This window comes from Myxococcus sp. CA033, assembly GCF_013336625.1.
Taxonomy (GTDB): domain Bacteria; phylum Myxococcota; class Myxococcia; order Myxococcales; family Myxococcaceae; genus Myxococcus; species Myxococcus llanfairpwllgwyngyllgogerychwyrndrobwllllantysiliogogogochensis.
The window spans coordinates 55,480-75,424 of sequence record NZ_JABUMU010000031.1; the positions used below are offsets into that span (position 1 = coordinate 55,480).

General features: G+C 69.8%; 16 protein-coding genes. 8 read left to right on the forward strand and 8 right to left on the reverse strand.

What is annotated here, in order from left to right:
- Positions 1 to 9 precede the first annotated feature (9 nt).
- Together HUA78_RS41220 and HUA78_RS41225 are read left to right on the forward strand one after the other, a co-directional pair.
- The gene (locus HUA78_RS41220; protein WP_174478706.1) at positions 10 to 1,038 is read left to right on the forward strand and encodes a hypothetical protein; all 1,029 of its coding nucleotides are present in this window, start codon (positions 10 to 12) and stop codon (positions 1,036 to 1,038) included.
- Positions 1,039 to 1,141: 103 nt separating this feature from the next.
- Positions 1,142 to 1,543, forward strand: coding sequence for a DUF2203 domain-containing protein (locus tag HUA78_RS41225; protein ID WP_174454338.1), 402 nt, complete (start codon positions 1,142 to 1,144; stop codon positions 1,541 to 1,543).
- 14 nt (positions 1,544 to 1,557) lie between these two features.
- Here the strand turns inward: HUA78_RS41225 and HUA78_RS41230 are convergent, their stop codons facing one another.
- Positions 1,558 to 2,163: a hypothetical protein gene (locus HUA78_RS41230; RefSeq protein WP_141640413.1), complete on the reverse strand. Its 606-nt coding sequence runs from the start codon at positions 2,161 to 2,163 to the stop codon at positions 1,558 to 1,560.
- 197 nt (positions 2,164 to 2,360) lie between these two features.
- Here HUA78_RS41230 and HUA78_RS41235 point away from each other — a divergent pair, with 197 nt between their 5' ends.
- Positions 2,361 to 3,287 carry an NmrA/HSCARG family protein gene (locus HUA78_RS41235; protein ID WP_174453841.1) on the forward strand — a complete coding sequence of 309 codons (927 nt, stop codon included), beginning with the start codon at positions 2,361 to 2,363 and terminating at the stop codon, positions 3,285 to 3,287.
- A 96-nt stretch (positions 3,288 to 3,383) separates the two neighbouring features.
- The gene (locus tag HUA78_RS41240; protein ID WP_174453840.1) at positions 3,384 to 4,109 is read left to right on the forward strand and encodes a hypothetical protein; all 726 of its coding nucleotides are present in this window, start codon (positions 3,384 to 3,386) and stop codon (positions 4,107 to 4,109) included.
- Positions 4,110 to 4,150: 41 nt separating this feature from the next.
- Here the strand turns inward: HUA78_RS41240 and HUA78_RS41245 are convergent, their stop codons facing one another.
- Both HUA78_RS41245 and HUA78_RS41250 read right to left on the reverse strand, forming a co-directional pair.
- The gene (locus tag HUA78_RS41245; RefSeq protein ID WP_174453839.1) at positions 4,151 to 4,444 is read right to left on the reverse strand and encodes a hypothetical protein; all 294 of its coding nucleotides are present in this window, start codon (positions 4,442 to 4,444) and stop codon (positions 4,151 to 4,153) included.
- Positions 4,445 to 4,544: 100 nt separating this feature from the next.
- Positions 4,545 to 6,476: a glycoside hydrolase family 15 protein gene (locus HUA78_RS41250; protein WP_174478707.1), complete on the reverse strand. Its 1,932-nt coding sequence runs from the start codon at positions 6,474 to 6,476 to the stop codon at positions 4,545 to 4,547.
- 312 nt (positions 6,477 to 6,788) lie between these two features.
- Between HUA78_RS41250 and HUA78_RS41255 the strand changes: the two genes are divergently transcribed.
- On the forward strand, positions 6,789 to 7,031 hold the full coding sequence (locus HUA78_RS41255) for a hypothetical protein (RefSeq protein WP_141640408.1): 243 nt from the start codon (positions 6,789 to 6,791) through the stop codon (positions 7,029 to 7,031).
- Between the two features lie 3 nt (positions 7,032 to 7,034).
- On the opposite strand, the gene HUA78_RS41260 is transcribed toward HUA78_RS41255, so the two are convergent.
- Positions 7,035 to 8,402: an MFS transporter gene (locus HUA78_RS41260; RefSeq protein ID WP_174478708.1), complete on the reverse strand. Its 1,368-nt coding sequence runs from the start codon at positions 8,400 to 8,402 to the stop codon at positions 7,035 to 7,037.
- On the reverse strand, positions 8,399 to 9,361 hold the full coding sequence (locus HUA78_RS41265) for an ornithine cyclodeaminase family protein (protein WP_174453836.1): 963 nt from the start codon (positions 9,359 to 9,361) through the stop codon (positions 8,399 to 8,401). Before HUA78_RS41265 ends, HUA78_RS41260 begins: the two co-directional genes overlap by 4 nt.
- Positions 9,362 to 9,639: 278 nt before the next feature.
- On the opposite strand from HUA78_RS41265, the gene HUA78_RS41270 reads away from it, so the two are divergent.
- The gene (locus tag HUA78_RS41270; RefSeq protein ID WP_174453835.1) at positions 9,640 to 11,706 is read left to right on the forward strand and encodes an ATP-binding protein; all 2,067 of its coding nucleotides are present in this window, start codon (positions 9,640 to 9,642) and stop codon (positions 11,704 to 11,706) included.
- A gap of 3 nt (positions 11,707 to 11,709) precedes the next feature.
- On the opposite strand, the gene HUA78_RS41275 is transcribed toward HUA78_RS41270, so the two are convergent.
- Positions 11,710 to 13,317 carry a Sapep family Mn(2+)-dependent dipeptidase gene (locus tag HUA78_RS41275; RefSeq protein WP_174464918.1) on the reverse strand — a complete coding sequence of 536 codons (1,608 nt, stop codon included), beginning with the start codon at positions 13,315 to 13,317 and terminating at the stop codon, positions 11,710 to 11,712.
- A 136-nt stretch (positions 13,318 to 13,453) separates the two neighbouring features.
- Here HUA78_RS41275 and msrA point away from each other — a divergent pair, with 136 nt between their 5' ends.
- A complete protein-coding gene (gene msrA, locus HUA78_RS41280) occupies positions 13,454 to 14,110 on the forward strand; it encodes a peptide-methionine (S)-S-oxide reductase MsrA (protein ID WP_141640403.1) in 657 nt (218 codons plus the stop codon).
- 99 nt (positions 14,111 to 14,209) lie between these two features.
- On the opposite strand, the gene HUA78_RS41285 is transcribed toward msrA, so the two are convergent.
- Entirely contained in the window at positions 14,210 to 14,560 is a 351-nt protein-coding gene (locus HUA78_RS41285) for a DUF2019 domain-containing protein (RefSeq protein WP_174478736.1), read from the reverse strand.
- Complete coding sequence (locus HUA78_RS41290) at positions 14,560 to 15,915, reverse strand: hypothetical protein (protein WP_174478709.1); 1,356 nt, start codon at positions 15,913 to 15,915, stop codon at positions 14,560 to 14,562. Before HUA78_RS41290 ends, HUA78_RS41285 begins: the two co-directional genes overlap by 1 nt.
- Before the next feature lie 335 nt (positions 15,916 to 16,250).
- On the opposite strand from HUA78_RS41290, the gene HUA78_RS41295 reads away from it, so the two are divergent.
- Positions 16,251 to 19,631 (forward strand): peptidoglycan-binding protein, encoded by a 3,381-nt coding sequence (locus tag HUA78_RS41295; RefSeq protein ID WP_174478710.1) that lies wholly within the window; start codon positions 16,251 to 16,253, stop codon positions 19,629 to 19,631.
- Positions 19,632 to 19,945: the final 314 nt, after the last annotated feature.

Below are 19,945 nucleotides of genomic sequence, written 5' to 3' on the forward strand. Positions count from 1 at the left end.
CCGTTAGCGATGGGAGTTCCCCCCTCACAGCTCGGGCTGTTCGACACGGTGCGGACCGAACGGCCCGCGTCGACGCCTCAGCCCGGCCGCGCGCAGAAGCCAGCCTCCACCGCGCGACCAGGTCGCGAGGAGCAACGGCGCGCGGCGGAACTTCCCGTTCGCGACGAGCCCGCTCCCGCGCCTCGCTTCGCCGAGGATGTCGAGGCGACCACCGCCCCCCTCTTCTCCAAGCACAACGCTCCCGCCACCGCGCCTCGCTTCGCCGGGGATGTCGAGGCGACCACCGCCCCGCTCTTCTCCGAGCACGACGAGCCCGCCCCCGAGCGCCGCCTGCCCGAGCGCGAAGAAGCGCTGCTCCAGGCCGCGAGCCTCGCGCGCCGCCTGGCCGTGGAGCTGGGCGCACCGGTCCACCTTCGACTCACCGACAACCGCGCCACGCTGGTCAGCTTCCGCCGCGTCGCCCAGGGCCTGCGGCTGCGCGTGCACCACCTCTTCCTCGAAGCCCCCGACGACGTCGTGCGCGCCATCGCCCGCTATGCCATCCGGTCCGACGCGAGCGCCGGTGAACTGCTGGAAGCCTACGCCCGCGAACGCCAGGGACTCGTGCGCCGCGAGCGGCGGCCCGGCAAGGCCCTGCGCACCCGGGGCCGCTGCTACGACCTGCGCGCCGTGCAGTCACGCCTCAACGCGGACTGGTTCGACGGCCGCGTGCGCGTGGACATCGGCTGGGCGCGACGCCCCTCCAAGGGTCGCCGGCGCACCATCCACTTGGGCGGCTATGACGCGCGGCTGCGGGAAATCCGCATCCACCCCGCCCTGGACCGCCCCCACGTCCCCGCCTTCGTCGTGGACTACCTCGTCTTCCATTCGATGCTGCACGCCGACCTCCACGAAGAGGGCGGCTCCAACCTCGACGCCGAGGGACGCTGCACCCCAGGCCACTCGCCCGCATTCCTCCAGCAAGAAGACACCTTCCCGCTGCGAGACACCGCCCAACGCTGGCTGCAGGACAACCACACCTCCCTGCTGCGCGGCTGAGCGTCGACACGTCTCCACACGCCCGCCGACTCCGTGCGGTTGTCCGCGCTCCGGAAAACGAGCGATGGCGGCGGCGTGGCAGACCCCTGCATGCTCCACGGCCATGCGCTACTTCAGCGTCGACGAAGCCAACCGACTGGTGCCCCTGCTGAGCCGCACCTTCGAGCACATCCGCCCGTGGGTGGAGCGCGTGCAACAGCTCGTGGAGACGCTGGGCACCCCCGAGGGCAAGGCCCTGTCCAATCAGGAGGCGCTGCGCGAGGAGCGCGACGCCCTGCTGGAGAGGGTCCGCACCGAGCTGCACCACTTCCACGAGATGGGCCTGGAAATCAAAGGCGCGCAGGGGCTCGTCGACTTCCGAGCCCACCGCGGTGACGAGCCGGTGTACCTGTGCTGGCGCATCGGCGAGTCCGCCGTCTCGCACTGGCATGGCATGTACGACGGCTTCTCGGGGCGACGTCCCATCGACAGTCCGGACGAGTTCGCCCCCACGTACCTCAGTTGAGCCACACCCTCGGCTCAGCCTCCGTTGAAGCTCTTCTGGAGCAACGTCATCTTGTTGCGCGCGGCCAGCAGTTGCTGACGCAGGGAGTCCGCCTGCCGGGCGATGTCGTTGAACTCGCTCTGCTCCGCGGCCTGGCTCAACGACTGGGCCTCGTCCGCCACCTCGGACATGCGGTCCTGCAGGGACTGGAACGTCACGGCCAGCGCGGCCTGCTCCTCCGGCGTCTTCGCGTTCTGGCGCTGCGTGGCGAACTCCTGCATCCGCACGTTGAGCTCCGCCGCGCTCTGCCCCAGGCCGCCGTAGCGCACCAGCAGGTCCTTGAAGGTCTCGGTGCGCGCCTGGAGTTCCTGCGCGCGCACGTGCACGGCCTCGGCCTGGGCCTGCTGCCTGTCACGCACCTGGGAGATGGCGCCCACCAGGGCGCTGACCCGGGCCCGCAACTGCTCGTCCATGTCGGCCAGGGCCTTCAAGGTGGCGGAGGCTCGCTCCAGGTGTTTCTCCGCTTGGAGGGGCGCGTCCTGGAGTTGTTGGGCCAGGGCCTCGAATCGCTCCAGTCCCTCGTCCAGGGAGCGGGCGGCCTCGACCAGCTCGGAGTCCTGCGGTTTGTCTCGCTTGCTCATGGGCGAGCGGGAACATGGCACGCGCGAGGGGCACACGGGGCGAGGACTTCACGGCGGATACGTCCAGGGCCCGCCTGCCCCCCTGCCCGGCGGGCCCGGCCGTGGGCATGGGCGGCTCCTTTCCCACGCTCGCCAGACACACCCATCGTCCCCAACTTCCCGACATCCAGCAGACCTGTCTGTCGCGAGGTTCACACATGCCCAGGGCTCACTCCCTTTCCGTGCTCGTCACAGGCGCCACCGGTCGGCAGGGCGGCGCCGTGGCGCGCTACCTCCTTCACCGGGGACACCGCGTCGTGGCCTACGTCCGCCAACCCGACTCCCCTTCCGCGCGCGCGTTGGAGTCCCTGGGTGCCGAGCTGTCCGTGGGTGACTTCGACGACGTGGACACGCTCGCCCGGGCCGCCAGCGGCGTGGATGCGTTCTACGCCATGGCCACGCCCTTCGAATCAGGTGTCGAGGCGGAGATACGCCACGGCATGAACCAGGTGGACGCCGCGCGGCTCGCCGAGGTGAAGCACCTGGTCTACGCGTCGGTGGCGGGAGCGGACCGGCTGACGGGCATCCCCCACTTCGACAGCAAGCACCGGGTGGAGCTGCACGTGCGCCGCAGTGGCCTGCCCTTCACCATCCTGGGGCCCACGTTCTTCATGGAGAACTTCACCAGCCCCATGTTCGAGGAGGGACTGAGGGCGGGAGTGCTCGCCTTCGGGCTGCCCCCTTCACGCGGGTTGCAGATGGTGACGACCGACGACCTGGCCGCCTTCGCGACGCGGGTGATGGAGGACGCGGAGCGCCACGCGGACCAGCGCATCGACGTGGCGTCGGACGAGGTGACGGGCCAGCAGGCGGCGGGCCTCCTGTCGATGGTGAGCGGCCATCGCATCCACTTCGAGCAACTCCCGCTGGACTTCATCCGCGAGCGCAGCGAGGACCTGGCCACCATGTACGAGTGGTTGGACCGGGTGGGCTACCACGCGGACATCCTCACGCTGCGCCACAGCTATCCGGACCTGCGCTGGCACACCTTCGAGGACTGGGCGCGGCGTCAGGACTGGAGCGCGCTCACCTCGCCCGCCTGGCCGCACGCCGCCGCCGAGGTCACCCCGCCTGCCGAACAGTGAGGCCCCGCGCCCCCTGGCGACGCGCCGGGGTGGCGCCGCTCACGCGTGCTCGGCGTGCCTTGCCGCTGCCTACCTTCGAACAGAAGGAGGCATCTCATGCGCTCGCTCGTGCCCGTCGCCGCGATGTTGCTGGCGGCAGGCTGTGTCACTGAATCGAATCTGAAACCCTCGATGGAAGCCCAGGTCCTCCAGGGAGACAAGGACACCGCCGTCGCGGAGTCCTCGGGGGTGACCTTGGTGGCGGATGGCGCCGCGTGGAAGGGCAGCCCCTCCAACCTGGAGCGCGCCCTCACGCCCGTCTACGTACGACTGGAGAACCAGAGCGGCAGGACGCTGCGCATCCGCTACGAGGACTTCTCGCTCGTCGGCACGGAGTCGCGCTTCAGCTACTCCGCGCTGCCACCCTTCACCCTGCGACAGCCGGTGGCGTCGTCCTCGTCGATGGAGGGGACGCTGGAGGGCACGGGAGGCTCGGGGCGCGGCGCGGTGTACATCGGCGCGGGGCCCGCATGGCGCACCGGCAACTGGAGCTACGGACCGCGAGGCGCGTGGGGCAGTCCCTTCTACCCATATTATGGCCCGTACTACCCGGGGCCCTACACGACGTATCAATGCGAGGAGCCCCTGCCCACGCGGGACATGCTCCAGAAGTCCCTGCCCGAGGGCACGCTGGCGGACGGCGGCACCGTACAGGGCTTCATCTACTTCCAGGTCGTCACCGGCCGGGAGAACGGCGTCGTGCTCCAGGCGCGACCCGTGGACGCGAACAGCGGCGAGTCGTTGGGGACGCTCAACATCCCATTCCGGGTGGGAGAGAGCTGAGCGCCCACGCGCCGTCACCGTGACGGCGCGCGGGCCGATCGTCAGTGGAGCGTCATCGAGACGCAGCGCGAGGACGCGCGCCGGTGGCCGTTGAGCAGCGAGGCCTCTCCCGTGACGCCCAGCTCGCGGCGGATGTCCGAGCCGCGCATGGGAAGCCCGAAGAGGGGCCCCAGCAACACCAGGTCCAGTGATGCGGCGACCAGGGGTCCCAGGCCCAGCAGGGCCACCGCGGCGCCCCGGGCCGTCCCGGTACGCAACCCGCCCAGCACCAGACAGGAGCCCGTCACGATTCGCAGCCAACGCCCCGTTCGCGATGCCATGAAGCCGACGACCATGCGCACCTCCCCAGGGCGAAGATGGACACGCTCCGGCGAGCGACCACGGGCCTGACCTCTCCGCTCGGATGCCATGCGGGCGTCCGGACAAGCGCCCTCTTCAGTGGGTGGCCACCGCGTCTGGCTCGAGCGGCCAGGGCAACGCCGCGGCGGCCTGCCGCCCCAGCCTGCCCCGGGACTCCAGGAGGTGCTCCAGGGCCACGGCCGCGAAGTCCCGAGGTTGCTCGGGCGGGCGCCGCTGCTCCAGCGCATGGACCGCGGAGAGCTGCGCGCAGGAAGACACCAGCGCCATGTGCGTGAAGGCCTGGGGGAAGTTTCCCAGCGCCTCGCCGGTGAGCGGGACGGCCTCCTCCGCGTACAGCCCCACGTCGTTGGCCAGTCCCAAGAGCCGCGACAGCAGCACCTCCGCGTCCTCCCGCCGTCCCTCATGGGCCAGCACATCCACCAACCAGAAGGAGCACAGCAGGAAGGCGCCCTCTCCGCCCGACAGTCCGTCCGGCGCGAGGTAGCGGTACAGCAGGCCACCGGACTCCAGCCGCTCGCGCACCCGCCGCACCGTGCCGCGCACCAGCGGATGCGCCAGGGGAAGGAAGCCCAGGGCCGGCACCAGCAGCGTGGACGCATCCGCCACGTCCGAGCCCCGCGACTGCGGAAACCAGCCGTCCGCCGCGCACTCCATCAGGTAGCGACGCAAGGCCTCGCGCTCCCGAGCCCAGCGCACCAGCGGCACCGGCAGTCCTCGCTCCCGCGCCAGTCGCAACCCCCTGTCCAGCGCCACCCAGCACAAGAGCTTCGAGTGGATGAAGTGTCGAGGCGCGTCCCGCATCTCCCACAGCCCCTGGTCCGGCAGTCGCCAGCGTCGGCACACCTCTTCCACGAGTCCGGAGAGGAAGGCCCAGTTGCTCGGCGTCACCGGCCCGCCCGCGCGCGCATACAGCCACGTCGCCTCCAGCAGCTCTCCGGGGACGTCGAGCTGGAGCTGCTTCACCGCGCCATTGCCGATGCGCACCGGGCGCGAGCCCGCGTGTCCGGATAGGTGGCTCAGCTCCACCTCGGGCATCAGGCGATGGCCCTGGATGCCGTACATGATTTGCACGTCCTCCGCGCGCCCCGCGCTGGTGCGCCGCAGCCAGTACCGGAAGGCATCCGCCTCTTCGCGGTAGCCCAGCACCAGGAGCGAGATGAGCGTCAGCGACGCGTCCCGCAACCAGGTGAAGCGATAGTCCCAGTTGCGCGAGCCCCCGAGCTCCTCGGGCAGCGACGTGGTGGGCGCGGCCACGAGCGCCCCGGTGGGCGCGTACGTCAGGGCCTTCAGCGTAAGCGCCGAGCGCCGCACCGCCCTCGCGTGCTCGCCCGTGTATTCGCAGCGGCCAATCCACGTCCGCCAGAAGGTGAGCGTGTCCTCCAGGCGGCGACGGAAGTCGTCGAGGGACGGCGCGTCCGTGGGAACCCGCTCGACGAAGGACGGCGTCCACGCGGCTTCAATCCACGCCTCGTCTCCCGCGCGCAGCGTCCAGCGGGCGCGCAGGGAGGACTCATGGGCCATGAGCGGATGCGTGGCGGCAATCCACAGCGCGTCCGCGCCGCCAACGACCTCCGCGGTGCGCGATGACGTCAGCCGCACGCGAGGGACGAAGGCGCCATACTCGAAGCGCGGGGCCACCACCGCGCGCACCCGGACCTCTCCGTCGAGACACCGCACACGCCGCAGCAGCGCGTGACGAGTGCTCACGCTCGTTCCGCCCGACGCGCCGGGCGACACCGGCATGCAGTCCACCACCTCCAGCACACCACGCGACGTGGTGAAGACGGTGGCCAGGACGTTGGTGTCCTCCACGTAGGCGCGCGTGGCGGTGAAGGGGCCCTCGGGTGACACGCCAAAGCTGCCGCCCCGCCGCGCGTCCAGGATGCGGCAGAAGACAGCGGGCGCATCGAAGCGTGGGAAGCAGGCCCAGTCGATGGAGCCGTCCCGTCCCACCAGCGCCGCGGAATGACAGTCACCCAGGAGGGCATAGTCGGCGATGCGTCGCATCCACGCTTCCTTCCCGGGAAGGCTCGCTTGTTTCAGTCCTGGAGACAGACCTCCTCACACCGATGGGGACGCGCGGGCGCGGGTGCAACCAGGCTTCAGCCCATTCCCGGACTCACCGCGTCGGTCGCCTGCCTCCTGTGAAACATCCCTGTCGACTGAAACATCACCCGCACGCCCGGGCGCCGAGTCGCGGGGGTAGCCGTCTCCCGCAAAGCCTCCGAGGGGCCGTCTCACCGTGCGGGCGTTGCACCCGGCGAGGTCCCTCTCCAGCTTGGCCACGAGGGGCTTCTCCCACGCCCCCAGGGAGCTCCCATGTTCAGCCGAGCCGAGATTCAGAAGGGAATGAAGGTCCGCGGCAATGATGGCCACACCATTGGCCGCATCATCGACATCACGGAGAAGGAGCTCATCGTGGAGAAGGGCCTGCTGCGCCGCCATGACTTCGCGGTGTCCTTCGACGATGTGACAGAGGTCCTCCACGGAGAAGTGGTGCTGCGCCATGGACGCGACAGCCTCTTCTCCGCCCCCCGAGAGGTGCCTCCTGTCGAACACTGAGCGCTAGTCCGCGCGGGCGGCCCCGGGAGCGGCGGTCGTCAGCGGAGCATCATTCCACCCCGCGCGGGCGTCGTCCTCGCGCGCGGCGCGCTTGCCTGCCTCCACGTCCACGCGCCACAGCACCGCCGCGCCCGCGCCGAAGAAGCCGAGCAGCGACAGCACCGCCAGGCGACTGGAACCCGTCAGCTCCACCGTGGCCGCGAACACCAGCGGGCCCGCCACCGCCGTCACCTTCTCGAAGACGCTGAACAGGCCGAACATCTCCGCGGCGCGGTGACGCGGAATCATCTGCGCGAACAGCGAGCGGCTCAGCGCCTGGCTCCCGCCCTGCACCATGCCCACCAGCAGCGCCAGCGCGAAGAAGTGCACGGGCGAGCTCATGAAGTAGCCCAGGAACGTCACCACCACGTACACCGCCAGCGCGAACATCAGCGCCGGCTTCGAGCCCACCCGCGACGCCGCCTTGCCGAACAACACCGCGCAGGGCACGCCCACCGCCTGCGTCATCAGGAGCGCCCCCATCAACGCACCCTGGCCAATGCCCAGCTCCGTCCCATACAGCGTGGACAGCCGGATGATGGTGCCAATGCCATCGCTGTAGAGCAGATACGCCACCAACAGCAGCAGGGCCTGCCGGTACTGCCGCAGTGCCCGCAGCGTCTCCGCGAGCTGAGAGAAGACGCCGGTGAGCGACAGCCGGGGCAGGGGCGCGCCGCTCGGAGGCCGAGGCTCGGGGACGCGCAGGAACAGCGGCACCGAGAACGCGCCCCACCACAGCGCCACCGTGACGAAGGACACGCGCGAGGCCGCCGCCGCGTCCGGCAGCCCGAACCAGCCGGGCTTCACCAGCAACACGAGCTGCGCGGCCAACAGCAGCCCGCCCCCCAGATAGCCCAGCGCGTAGCCCGCGGTGGACACCCGGTCCAGCTCCTCGTCCCTGGCGATGTGCCGCAGCAACGCGTCGGAGAAGACGATGCTGCCCGTCACCCCCACGTTGCCCAGACCGAAGCACACCAGCGCCCAGGCCCAGTCACCGGGCCCCACGCCGGCCAACCCCACCGTGGCCAGCAACCCCAAGGCGAGGAAGCCGCCCAAGAGCGCCTTGAGTCGGCCCGCCCTGTCGCTCAGCGCGCCGAGGACGGGCGACAACACCGCCACCGTGCCCAGCGCCACGGCGGTGACGGCGGCGAAGCGGCCCATGGCCACCTCACGCTCCAGCCCCTTCGACGCGACGGAGGCGTAGTAGATGGGAAACACCACCGCGATGACGGTGGTGACGTAGGCGGAGTTCGCCCAGTCGTACATCGCCCACGCGCGCAGCTCCGGCCGCGTGAGCCCCAACCGCGACATGAGCGAGTCCCAGACCCTCATGCGCTGAAGTCCAGGCCCTGGATGGCGTCATCCCCCCGCGCGGCTTGATACACGTGCCACGCGGCCGCCAGGTCCTGGAAGGGCAGCCCCACCGCGCCAAACACCGTCACCTCTTGTGGAGACGTCCTGCCGGGTTTCAGCCCGGCAATCACCTCGCCCAGCTCCGCGTGGATGGCGTCCTCGCCCAGCCCCACGTTGCCCACGGCCCCACTGGTGACGGACAGGCCCCGGTGGTCGCAGATGAAGCGCGCCTGTCGCAGCAGCTCCGCGGAGACCTCCGCCTTGCCCGGCTCGTCCGCGCCCAGCGTGGTGACGTGCGTGCCCGGTCGCACCATGCCGGGGTGGAGGAAGGGCTGCCGGCTCCACGTCGCGGCGATGACGATGTCCGCGTCCGCCACCGCGTCCGCCACGGAGTCCTCGGGCCGCACCGGCAGGTTCAGCTCCTTGTACATCCGCGTGGCGAAGGCGAAGGCGCGCGTGGGGTCCGTGTCGTAGACCCGCACGTGGGACAGCGAGCGCACCAGGCGCAGCGACTTGAGTTGCATCACCGCCTGCGCGCCCGCGCCGATGATGGCCACCCGGCTCGCGTCCGGCCTCGCCAGCACGTCCGCCGCCAGCGCGCCCATCACCCCCGTGCGCACCGCCGTCAGGTGTCCGGAGTCCATCACCGCGAGCAGCTCACCGGTGGCCAGGTCATTCAGGTGCAGCACACCCTGGATGGCCGGCGTGCTCGAGGGGAACTTCGCGTGCACCTTCACCGTGTACGCGGGGATGCCGGGCAGACAGCCGGGGAGGAGCGCCATCACGGTGCCCTCGGCGTGCAGCGACGCGCGCACGCGCTGGGGAGCCACGGTGCGTGCCAGGGCATCGGTGCGGAAGGACTCTCGCAAATCCTCCAGCAGGGTGAGCGCCTGGAGATTGCGAGACACATCGGAGCGGGTCAGCAGGAGGGTGCGCATCTGCCACTCACCCTAACCGAGCGCGTGCACTCCGACAGCCCCCGACGTCGTCCTTCGGGGTCAACCGATTGCCGGTGGACGGACGAAGGCCTCGTCCAGCGGGGAGCGACGGACGACTCCGGCGGGCGCCACGCGGGCTCCTCGGATGACGAGGGTTCGGGGTGGCCCTCGCACGCGCGACTCCCGCCAAACGGAGGGGCCGGACATACATACAACTGCCCAGGTGCCCAGATTCAGGTCAGGGCGGCGCGAGGGGGCGGGGCCTCAGGAGGTCGGTGATGCTGGAGCCGGAAACACGCTCCACGGAGCACGGCGAGCCCGAGCGGGAAACACCGCTCAGGGCGTCGGACTTCCTGCGCGCGAATCGAGAGGCCCTCTTGTCGGAGTGGGAGCATGCGATGCACGCGCTCCACGCCGGCTTGCGCGAAAAGCCCTCCTGGTTGCTGGACCACATGCCGGGGCTGCTCGTGTCGCTGGCGGACGCGCTCGACCAGGGCGAACAGGGCCCCGACACCGCGCTGGCGGACGAGCACGCGGTGGTGAGACTGGACCAGGGCTTCGACTTGGGCGAGGTGGTGGCCGAGTACGCGCTCCTTCGCAAGTGCATCCTCCGGAGGCTGGAGGCCCAGGCCCGGCCCCTCGAACCCGGGGAGTTGGAGCGACTGGAAGGCGCCCTGGACCGGACGGTGGTGCGGACGGTGCAGCGCTTCGCGGAGGAGCGACAGCGCAGCCTCCAGGCGCTGGACCGCATGGCACAGGCCACGCTGGACGGCCCCGCGGTGGACACGCTCCTCGTGCGCCTGCTCAACGTGGTGATGGAGTCGACCCTTACCGTGGACTCGGCGGGGGTGTTGATGTTGGAGGCGGACCGCCTGGTGGTGCGCGCCGCGGTGGGGCTGGGCGGAGACAAGGCCCTGGGCAGCTCGCTGGCGCTGGGCGAGGGCTTCGTCGGCGAGGTCGCCGCGACACGCCAGCCCATGACGCTGCGCTCGGCCTCCACGGACTCGCGCGTCGTGCTGCCGGTGCTGCGCGACGTGGGGCTGCGCGCCGTCTACGGCGTGCCCCTGGTGGAAGGAACGCGGCTTTTGGGCGTGGCATACCTGGGCTCGCGTACGTCTTTTGGCTTCTCCGACGCGGACCTGTTGCTGTTTCGCACCATGTGTCAGCGCGCCGCCGCGTACATCCTCCAGGCCCGGCTCCAGGACATGGAGCGGGATGCGCGGGTGGAGGCCCAGCGCTCGCTGGCGCTGCTCGACGCGCTGCTGGCGGCCTCGCCCCTGGGCATGGCCTTCCTGGACCCGGAGCTGCGCTACCTGCGCATCAACCAGACGCTGGCGGACATCAACGGCTTCCCGCCCGAGGCGCACCTGGGCCGGACGCTGCGGGAGATGCAGCCGAAGGCGGTGGCGGACCTGATGGAGCCCTTGCTTCGGCGCGTGCTGGAGACGGGCGAGCCCCTGCAGTCCTTCGAGTTCGCCACGCCGACCTCGCTGATGCCGCCGCGCGGCAAGCGCATGTGGCAGGTGACCTTCTATCCGGTGCGCGAGCCCCAGGCCTCGGGGCTGCTGGGCCTGGGCTGCGTCCTGGTGGACATCACCCATCACAAGCAGACGGAGGCCTCGCTCCAGCGCGCGGTGGACTTCCGGGAACAGCTCCTCGCCGTCCTGGGGCATGACCTGCGAAACCCGCTCAACGCCATTGGCGCCTCGGCCTTCCAGTTGGCGCGAGCGGAGGAGCTGGAGGCACCGGAGCGCCGCGCGGTGGAGCGCATCCGCAAGTCCGCCGGGCGCATGGGGCGCATGATTACGGACATCCTCGACTTCGCGCGCAGCAAGCTGGGCGAGGGCATCCCCGTCTCACCCCAGCCGATGGACCTGGCGGACGTGTGTCAGGCGACGCTGGAAGAACTCCAGGTGAGCCACCCGGGGCGTCCGCTCCTGTTCGAGTCGTCGGGAGACACGTCGGGCGACTGGGACCCGGACCGGGTGGCGCAGGTGCTGGGGAACCTGGTGTCCAATGCACTTCAGCACGGAGGCGGCGACACGCCGGTGCACACCCGCGTGCGTGGAGAGGCCCACGACGTGGTGCTGGAGGTCCACAACCGCGGCGAGCCCATTCCCGCGGAGCTGCTGCCGCGCATCTTCGACCCGTTCAAGACGCCGGTGGCGACGTCCGAGTCGGCCTCGACGTATCAGAAGCAGCGCAGCCTGGGATTGGGCCTCTACATCGTCCACCAGATTGCCCGCGCGCATGGCGGCCGCGTGGAGGTGCGCTCCTCGGAGGAGGAGGGCACCACCTTCCGCGTGTACTGGCCCCGCGCGAAGAGCCCACCCGCGCGGGTGTAGCCCTTACTTCTCCTGCGCGGAGACGGGCGCGGGCGTGAGGGCCAGCGTGTGGATGGCCTCCGCGAGCATGCGCGTGCCCAGGTCCAGGCTCTCCAGCGAGATGGACTCGTCGGGCGCGTGGCCGGTGTATTCCTCGCCCGGGAAGCCAGGGCCGAAGTCCACCGCCTTGGGGAACAGCCGCGCGTAGGTGCCGCCGCGCACGGACGTCGCCTTCGCGTCCGGTGCATTCTTGTGACGCTTGTAGATGTCCAGCAGCGTGGTGACGAGCGGCCCGGACGTGTCCGCGACGTGCGCGTCACCCACGTAGCGCCCGCCACCCTCCTTCACGCGGCCTCCGGAGTCCTGGCCCACGCGCTCCGCGGCGTGGTCCAGCGAAGCATTGAACGCCGCCGCATCCTTCCCCTGGGGACGGCGCATGTTGACGCCCAGGCTCACCTTGCCATCCGCCACGCGCAGCACGGTGGGCGAGACGATGAGCGTCCCCATCAGCCCGCCGTCCGAGTACACGAGACCCAGCTTCTCACCGTGGTGGTCGCGGTCGAAGCGCGTGGCCAGGACGTGCAGCATGGCGGCGATGCCGTTGTCCTCCATGAGCAGCCTCGCCGCGACACCGGACAGGCCCCACAGCGCGTTGTTTCCCTCGTCGGCGATGGAGGCATGCACCGCCTTGCCGTGGACGGTGAGCACCACCGCCCCACCCTCCTCCTTCACGTCCGCCTTCAGCCCGGGGCGCACCCGCTGCTCCTCGGTGACGGCGCTCCTGACGGTCTCCAGGGCAACGGCGAGCGAGCCCTCCTCACCGGGCAGGAGTTTCAGCGTGGCCATGCCGGGCACCTGCGTGAGGAACTCGCCGGCCTTCACGTCCACCGGCCGCAGCGCGACCTTGGAGGACTTCAGAGCCGGCCCCACGGGCGCGACGAGGTTCCACGCGACGAAGCCGGACTGCGCGGCGACGACGGGGTAGCCCGAGTCCACGGAGATGACGTGCGTGGGCTTGGGCTCGGTGGCCGCGTACTTCGCCATGCCGTTCCAGTCGCTCTCCTCGCCGTTGCCGACGATGACGAGCACCTTGCCCTGGGGCTTGAGCCCGAGCCTCCGCGCGTGGTCGAGCGCCACCAGCGCCGACGCGAGCGGCCCCTTGTCATCCTCCACGCCCCGGCCGAACAGGCGGCCCTCCTGGACATAGGGTTCGAAGGGCGGGCGCTTCCACTCGTGCACGGGGGCGGGGACCACGTCACCGTGGAAGACAAGGCCCAGCGTCGGCGCGCCCTCGCCCCAGGCAATCTCGAACACGTCGTTGTCGCCCACGACGCGGTACGCCATGCCATGGGCCTTGGCCCACTTCTGGAGGAAGCGGCCCATGGCGGCGATGTCGGGGCTCTTCGCGGGAGGCGCCTCGCTGCTGACCGTCTTGAAGCGCACCAGCTGCTTCGTCAGCTCCACCACCTCGTCGAGCGCACATGTTTGCACATACGCGGCATGGCGCTGCTGGGCGGAGGCGCCCTTCATTTCCTGCGCGGAGAAGCGGCTGGCGCGGCAGCGGGAATCCGCACCGGCGAGCGCGAGGGAGGGGACGAGACACAACAAGGCCGTGGCGATGGGGAGGCGCATTCGGTGGGAGACCCTATTTCAGCGGGGCAGGTCGGCCTACCTTGGCGGAGGAGGGCCTGTGGCCCCAACACCGCCTGTCTGGCCGTCTGCTCCTTCTAGGGGTGAAACCAGACGGGCGGGAGGCTATTCCTAGGGCATGTTCTTCAACTCCACCAAGAAGCTGCGGATGCCGTCCCCGGCGGAGGCGCTGCCGGGCCGTACGGAGGAGATGTCCGTTCCCCCCAAGCACGAGGTGCTGGGCACTCCGCTGAAGGGGCCTGTTCCGGAGGGCCACGAGGTCGCCATCTTCGGCCTGGGCTGCTTCTGGGGCGCCGAGCGCAAGTTCTGGCAGACGCCCGGCGTGTACAGCACGTCCGTGGGCTACGCGGGGGGCCTGACGCCCAACCCCACCTATCGCGAGGTGTGCAGCGGCATGACGGGCCACAACGAGGTGGTCCGCGTGGTGTTCGACCCGAAGAAGCTCAGCTACGAGCAGTTGCTGCGAGTCTTCTGGGAGAGCCACAACCCGACGCAGGGCATGCGGCAGGGCAACGACGAGGGCACGCAGTACCGCTCCGGCATCTACACCACCAGCGAGTCCCAGAAGCGCACCGCCGAGGCCAGTCGGGACGCCTACCAGAAGGCGCTCACCGCGAAGGGCCTGGACACCATCACCACCGAAATCATCCCGGCGCCCGAGTACTACTTCGCCGAGGACTACCATCAGCAGTACCTGGAGAAGAATCCTGGTGGGTACTGCGGCCTGGGCGGCACCGGCGTGAGCTGCCCCATCGGCGTGGGCGTCAGCGCCTGAGCCGAAGTCCGTGACAGGAGTCACCGGGAGGCACCTTTGGGTGCCTCCCGTCGGGGGGCAGCCTGGGGGCTCGGTGGCCCTTCTGTTCGACCGATGCGGCTACTCTGGATCGAGTGCCCAGGTTCCGTTCTCCCAGTGTCTCAGGGTCATGATTGCGTCGAGGGCGCCGACGCCTCCTTCCTTGGCCGCAGCTTCCAACACGGCCTTGGCTTCCGCCGTCCGGTAGCGGAGCAAGAACCCAGCCGCCATGGCGCGAATGTCCGTGCGGGGATGCGTTAGCAGCACGGTGAGGGCTTCCCGACCCGCATCGCCCTGCGCACGGAGCTGCTGAAGCGCCGCGATGTACTGCTTGGCGTGGCGGTTCCCCGTCTTGGCATCTCCTCGCCGGATGGCATCGGTCTGCGCCGCCACGTTCAGCGCGAACTGCTCGACCAGTTTCTCCAACGTCATCACCAGAGCCCCTTCCTCACGTTCTCCATGGCCAGCAGCCCAAACTCGCGCTGAGCCGCGTAGGGCTGCGTGCTCAACCACTGCCTCACGGTCTGTGTATATGACTGCGTGATGGAATGGCGAATCGACGAGTAGAGAGCGCTGACGTCGGCGTGCAGGCTCTTGTCCAGAGGGATGATGTTCTCGGTGTTGTGGAGGGCCTGGGGGCCAAAGCGGTTCACGTTGCCCGGGGTCTGCTCGACGATGTGGTGCCACTCCTTGTTCTTGCCCGCCGGGCCCATGGCCTTCTTGAAGCCACTGAACGAGCCCCAGGCCCTGTAGCCCATGGGACGCGCCTTGGCGGAGGCGCCGCCGCCCGTGTCTTTGGCCGCCATGGCCACGGCACCGGGGGCGAGGGCGATGGTGACGGTCTCGGCGCTCACTGTCACCGCTCCCACGTCCGCGACCGCCGCGAGCCTGAGGCCCACCTGCGCTTCGGCCTGCACCGCTGCCTGCGCGGCGCCGGGGAGCCTTGGCACCTTCGACCCCACCCCCGCCGCCGTGTTTCCAATGGCGGCCACGGCCAACATGGCGAACGCGCGCGCCGCGTTGCGGCCCATGACCTGGCCGTAGCGCTCGCCCGCCTCGCGGAGTTCGTCAAACGAGGTGGCCCGCTCCGCCTCCTCCACCAACTGCTTGAAGCCCACGATGAGGGTCCAGAACGTATCGACCCCCACGTAGGCAATGAGGGAGGCGGTCATCACGGCGGCCACGCCCTTCGAGAAAGGCTCGGGCACCACGAGCAAGATGCAGTACGTGGTCCACGTCCAAAGAACCGCCGACATCATGGCCTGGGGGTCGGTCATGTCCTTGAAGGCGTCCAGCATCTCGTCCAACACGACGCCCTGTGCCAAGGCCATGGCCAGGGCGTAACGGCCATCCCCGGTGACCGTGGGGCTCTCCACGAGGAGGCGCAGGCAATCGCCGGGCTTGTTCGTGCGCTCGCACCAGCGCAGGTATGCGCGCGTCAGCTCCACCTCTGTCGCGGGTTGTTCGCCCTCCAGGTGTTCGCCCGGTCCCAACGGGATGACGCGGTGGCCGCGTGGCTCGTACAGGTACGAGCCACTGCGCGAACCCACCTCGAACAACCGCCGGGCCATTTCCTGGGGACGAGTGGACGGCCGCACGTTCTGGGCGAGCACTTCTACAGCTTCAACGAAGTCGTCTTCGTCCAACTCCACCGGCGCGGCATCGCCGCTGAGTGGGGTGAAGACGATGGGCTCGCCGTTGCCCGTGTGCAGGCGCACGGGCTTCGTGGTGCCGCTGCATCCGGCCATCATCACGAGCAGCAGCGGAATCGACCATCGCGGCGACATGCGAAGCCCTCCTGGCGATGGCCCCCATTCGTCGGGAGTCCGTCGTCGACTGAAGATCGTGAAATACCAGATAGAGCTGACAGATGCTCCGAGACTTAGCTGCGCCCGAGAGCTGGCGATTCGGGGCGCCGGCGTTTGAGGAAGGGTTCAGGTCTGGGCTTCTCCAACGCGGCCCCGGCCATGCTGGTGCGGGCCCGCCCCTCGCCCCGGATGGACGAGGTGGCGACTGAAACGTTGTCTCTCCCCCGCGAGCGCACCGAAGCGACACACGGCCACGCAATCGAGCCGCCGCTGAGCCGTAGGTGCGTTGGATATCAGAGGGGGAGCAACACACCATGCGTGTCGACGGCTCATCACGTCCGACTCAAACCATCTCATCCGAAGGCGCGACTGAAACAGCCCGGAACGAGACATCGTCTCAGAACCACGTCGTCGAGCAGGAAGACACTTCCAGCACGGAAGGCTTCGACTCGACCTCCCGCTTCGAGGACGGTGACGGCGGCGCCGTCCACCGCGAGCGGCTCCAGCCACCACCGCCTCCGCCTCCTCCCGAAGAAGAAGAGGAAGCCCCCGTCCCGCTTCCGCTGAAGGACCTGAAGCGCGGCGACTCCGGCCCCGAGGTGAAGGCGCTGCAAGACGCGCTGGTGACGCTGGGCTATCTCACCGAGGAGCAGGTCGCCACGGGGCCGGGCCAGTACGGCCCGAAGACAGCGGCGGCACTGGAGCGCTTCCAGACAGAACACGACGTGACGGCCACCGGCCAGTACGCGGCGGGGACACGCGAGGCACTCACCCAGGCCCTCACGAACCAGGGCGGCGCACGACGGCCGGCCATGTCCGCCGAAGCCGCGTTCATCACCCAGTTCACCTCCGAGTACAACCCGACCGGTCCGCGCGGCAGCACCAACTGCGGGCCCGCGAGCCTCGCGATGTCACTGGCATACACGGGCCACATGCCCCCGGGGCTCTCCAAGGAGCAACAGGTGGACTACGCCCGCGCGCTGATGAGCCCACGTCGCGAGAGCGAGTTCGCCCACGTGAAGGCGTCCGACGGCACGCGCGTGCCGCAGTTGGACAGGGACCGCGAGCTGACGGGCGGCACCATGGTGGGTGATGGCATCAAGGCCGCGGGCCTCGGCTCTCGCTACGGCCAGGGCTGGGAGGCGCTGGACCAGCAGCTCGCGGCGGGAAACCCTGTCATCGCGAATGGCCAGACGAACGCGAAGTGGCGCGACCAGTTCCCCGAGCGCATGGGCTCCGGAGACATCGGCCACCTCAACGCCATCCTCGGCAAGACACCCGACGGCAAGTACCTCGTCGCGGACCCACTGCATACCGGTGGCCCCGTGGCGATGACGCGCGAGCAGCTCGGCGTCTTCTTCTCTCCCACTCGGGGACAGCCGTCCTTCACCGCGCTGGAGGGCGCCTCGCGAGCCACGAGTCCAGCCGCCAACGCAGGCGTGAGCGCGGGCAAGAGCGTTGGAGCCTCCATCGCGGGCAGGCTCGACGAGGCTGCCCAGGGACTCCCTGTCCCTGAGCCCGAGCTCACCACTCCGAAGTCGGGCGTGGGCATCGTCAGCGTCTCCGCCGGCACGGACGTGAAGACGCGTGCGGCGCAAGACGCGAAGGCGCTGGAGGGCACGCTCAAGAACAGCCTGGAGCAGGGCGCGCGTCAGTTCGAGCAGTTCATCGCCAGCAACCCGGACCCCGTCTACCAGGAGGCGTTCGTCCGCGCCGCCGAGCCGTCCCTGGCGAAGATGGGCCAGCTCTTCGCCGGCGTGTCTCCGGAGACGAACCGCCAGCTCCACCCCCGTCCGCCGCTGCGCCAGCCCGACCTGGAAAATCCGGAGGTGCTCAAGAAGCTCGCGGACCAGGAGAACCGCATCGAGCACCAGACGTTCTACTCCCTGACGCGCGCCACGGAACTCTTGAAGGACCCCGCCGCGGGAATGGTGGGCAAGGCCTTCACGCGCGATGCGCCTCCGGGTCTGGTGAACATGTCGATGACGAGCGCGGTGCGCACCGCCGTCAACTTCGGGCTCGGCACCCGACTCGCGTTCGACATCGAGCGCTCGCTGAATCGGAGGGAAGTGATTGCGCCGGGCAGCACCGCGCCCACCTACGGCAAGGACCAGGCGGCGCTTCACCGCACGCTGTGGAGCGCCATCGACGGCGTGCGCGGTGAGTTCGCCGTGGCCGCGGAGAAGGCGGAGCTGCACCAGAAGAAGCTCACCGCGCTGCTCGGCGGCCCCTCCGCCATCCTCACGCCCCAGCAGCAGAAGGACTTCATCTCCACCTACGTCGGGCAGGCCGGCATCCAGAAGGACCTCGCGGAGTTCGAGCGGCTGGGCAAGCTGCTCGCCACCGCCGCGCCGGACGGCGTGCCTCAAGGCGCGGATGACCCGCGTGTCGCCGCGCTCGCTCGCGAGCTGCCCCGCATGGCGGAGACACAGGGCGGAGCCAGCTACCTCGCCGGACAGCTCGCGGCCAAGGCGGAGGACGCACCGCTCTTCCTCGACGTCGTGGGCAAGCTGAAGGACGGCAAGGACTTCGACGAGAAGCTCGCCCTCGCGCTCGTGAAGAGCGCGGGCACCGGCGCCCTGCTCGCGGCCGGCGGCAAGTCCCCGGGCACCGCCCAGAAAATCTTCGACGGGCTCGCGCGCTGCTCGGATGTGTTCGGCATGAAGCCGGACGACATGAAGGCCTACGTCCGCCTGCTGCGGACCATCAAGCCAGGCACCTCCGAAGCGGACGTGCGCAAGACGACGCAGTCCCTGAACGCCCTCCTGACGGAACAGGAGACGGGCCTGCCCTACAGCGCGAACTCTCCTCGGGGACAGGCGCTGCGCGGGCTGGGGCTGCTCGTCGTCGGCACGGCGTTCGCCGGAGACGCCAGCAACTGGAGTCAGGCGGACCTCGCCGCGAAGCTCAAGATTGTCGGCGACGGCCTCAGCTTCACCGCGGATGGCGGAGTGTTCCTCGCTGGCGTGCTCGGCAAGACGGCGACGGCTGCTTCTACCGTCGCGGCGCTCGGCAAGGCGTCCGCCATCGGCGCGGTGCTGGGCGCGGCGGGAGACGCGTTGCAGAGCTTCCAGTATCTGCGCGAGGGCGACGGCTGGAAGGCCAGCGCGTCTGGAGCCCAGGCCCTGGGCGGCGCGTTGATGGCGGGAGCGGCGCTCTTCAGCTGGGCACCGGGCTTCCAGGTGCTCGGCGCGGCCCTGTTCCTCGGAGGACTCGGCGCCAAGTACCTGGACCCGGAGAAGGAGCGCACCCGAGAGGAACAGGTGAAGCTGCTCACGGCCAGCGGCATGGACGCCACGCTCGCGCGCAACCTCATCACGCTGGGGCCGGAGCTGCTCGACCAACGGCTGTGCCAGGACCTGGCCATGTCGCCGGAGCAGGTGCAGAAGCTCATCGCGGACCACCCGTCGCTGGGGCAGAGCGCCACCCACCTGGACAGCCTGGTGCAGGCCGCCGACGCCATGAAGATAGACGGCGCGCACTTCCAGGAGTTCCTCGAGCGGCTCGCGAAGGCCCACGGCGTCGACGTGGGCACCCTCGCCCGCGAGGTGCACACGCGCTTCTTCGGACACCCGCCCTCCAGTGGCGCGGGCGGCGGCGAGGTGTACCTCTCCCAGGCCCATGAGTTCCGCGCCTGGGTGGAGTCACGCACGCCCGAAGTCGCCACGTGGGCGAAGCAGAACGAGACGCGCTGAACCCGCATCGGTCGAAGTGGGCGCGCGACAACACTCGCCGCGCGCCCGCACCCGACGCCCTTGTCGACAACGCAACGCGGCACCCGCGTAACCTGATGAAACTTCAACGCGGAGCACCGTCACACCTTTCGCGACTTGCCGCGTTAGCGGGTCTTCGTTTGACTTTCTTTGCCGTCCGAAGAAATAGAATCGTGGGTTGAAAGGAAAGGACCGCTCGGACGCAGAACCGTCTCGGTATGCGCTGGCTCACCCCCTCCCCTACTTTCTCCAGCGGCCCGCTTTTCGTCCCCATGCGATTACCAACCCCTTTTGTG

Coding starts and splice junctions, on each gene's coding strand:
- HUA78_RS41220 (WP_174478706.1), top strand. CDS start 10: ATGGGAGTTCCCCCCTCACAGCTCGGGCTGTTCGACACGGTGCGGACC.
- HUA78_RS41225 (WP_174454338.1), top strand. CDS start 1,142: ATGCGCTACTTCAGCGTCGACGAAGCCAACCGACTGGTGCCCCTGCTG.
- HUA78_RS41230 (WP_141640413.1), bottom strand. CDS start 2,163: ATGAGCAAGCGAGACAAACCGCAGGACTCCGAGCTGGTCGAGGCCGCC.
- HUA78_RS41235 (WP_174453841.1), top strand. CDS start 2,361: ATGCCCAGGGCTCACTCCCTTTCCGTGCTCGTCACAGGCGCCACCGGT.
- HUA78_RS41240 (WP_174453840.1), top strand. CDS start 3,384: ATGCGCTCGCTCGTGCCCGTCGCCGCGATGTTGCTGGCGGCAGGCTGT.
- HUA78_RS41245 (WP_174453839.1), bottom strand. CDS start 4,444: ATGGTCGTCGGCTTCATGGCATCGCGAACGGGGCGTTGGCTGCGAATC.
- HUA78_RS41250 (WP_174478707.1), bottom strand. CDS start 6,476: ATGCGACGCATCGCCGACTATGCCCTCCTGGGTGACTGTCATTCCGCG.
- HUA78_RS41255 (WP_141640408.1), top strand. CDS start 6,789: ATGTTCAGCCGAGCCGAGATTCAGAAGGGAATGAAGGTCCGCGGCAAT.
- HUA78_RS41260 (WP_174478708.1), bottom strand. CDS start 8,402: ATGAGGGTCTGGGACTCGCTCATGTCGCGGTTGGGGCTCACGCGGCCG.
- HUA78_RS41265 (WP_174453836.1), bottom strand. CDS start 9,361: ATGCGCACCCTCCTGCTGACCCGCTCCGATGTGTCTCGCAATCTCCAG.
- HUA78_RS41270 (WP_174453835.1), top strand. CDS start 9,640: ATGCTGGAGCCGGAAACACGCTCCACGGAGCACGGCGAGCCCGAGCGG.
- HUA78_RS41275 (WP_174464918.1), bottom strand. CDS start 13,317: ATGCGCCTCCCCATCGCCACGGCCTTGTTGTGTCTCGTCCCCTCCCTC.
- msrA (WP_141640403.1), top strand. CDS start 13,454: ATGTTCTTCAACTCCACCAAGAAGCTGCGGATGCCGTCCCCGGCGGAG.
- HUA78_RS41285 (WP_174478736.1), bottom strand. CDS start 14,560: ATGACGTTGGAGAAACTGGTCGAGCAGTTCGCGCTGAACGTGGCGGCG.
- HUA78_RS41290 (WP_174478709.1), bottom strand. CDS start 15,915: ATGTCGCCGCGATGGTCGATTCCGCTGCTGCTCGTGATGATGGCCGGA.
- HUA78_RS41295 (WP_174478710.1), top strand. CDS start 16,251: ATGCGTGTCGACGGCTCATCACGTCCGACTCAAACCATCTCATCCGAA.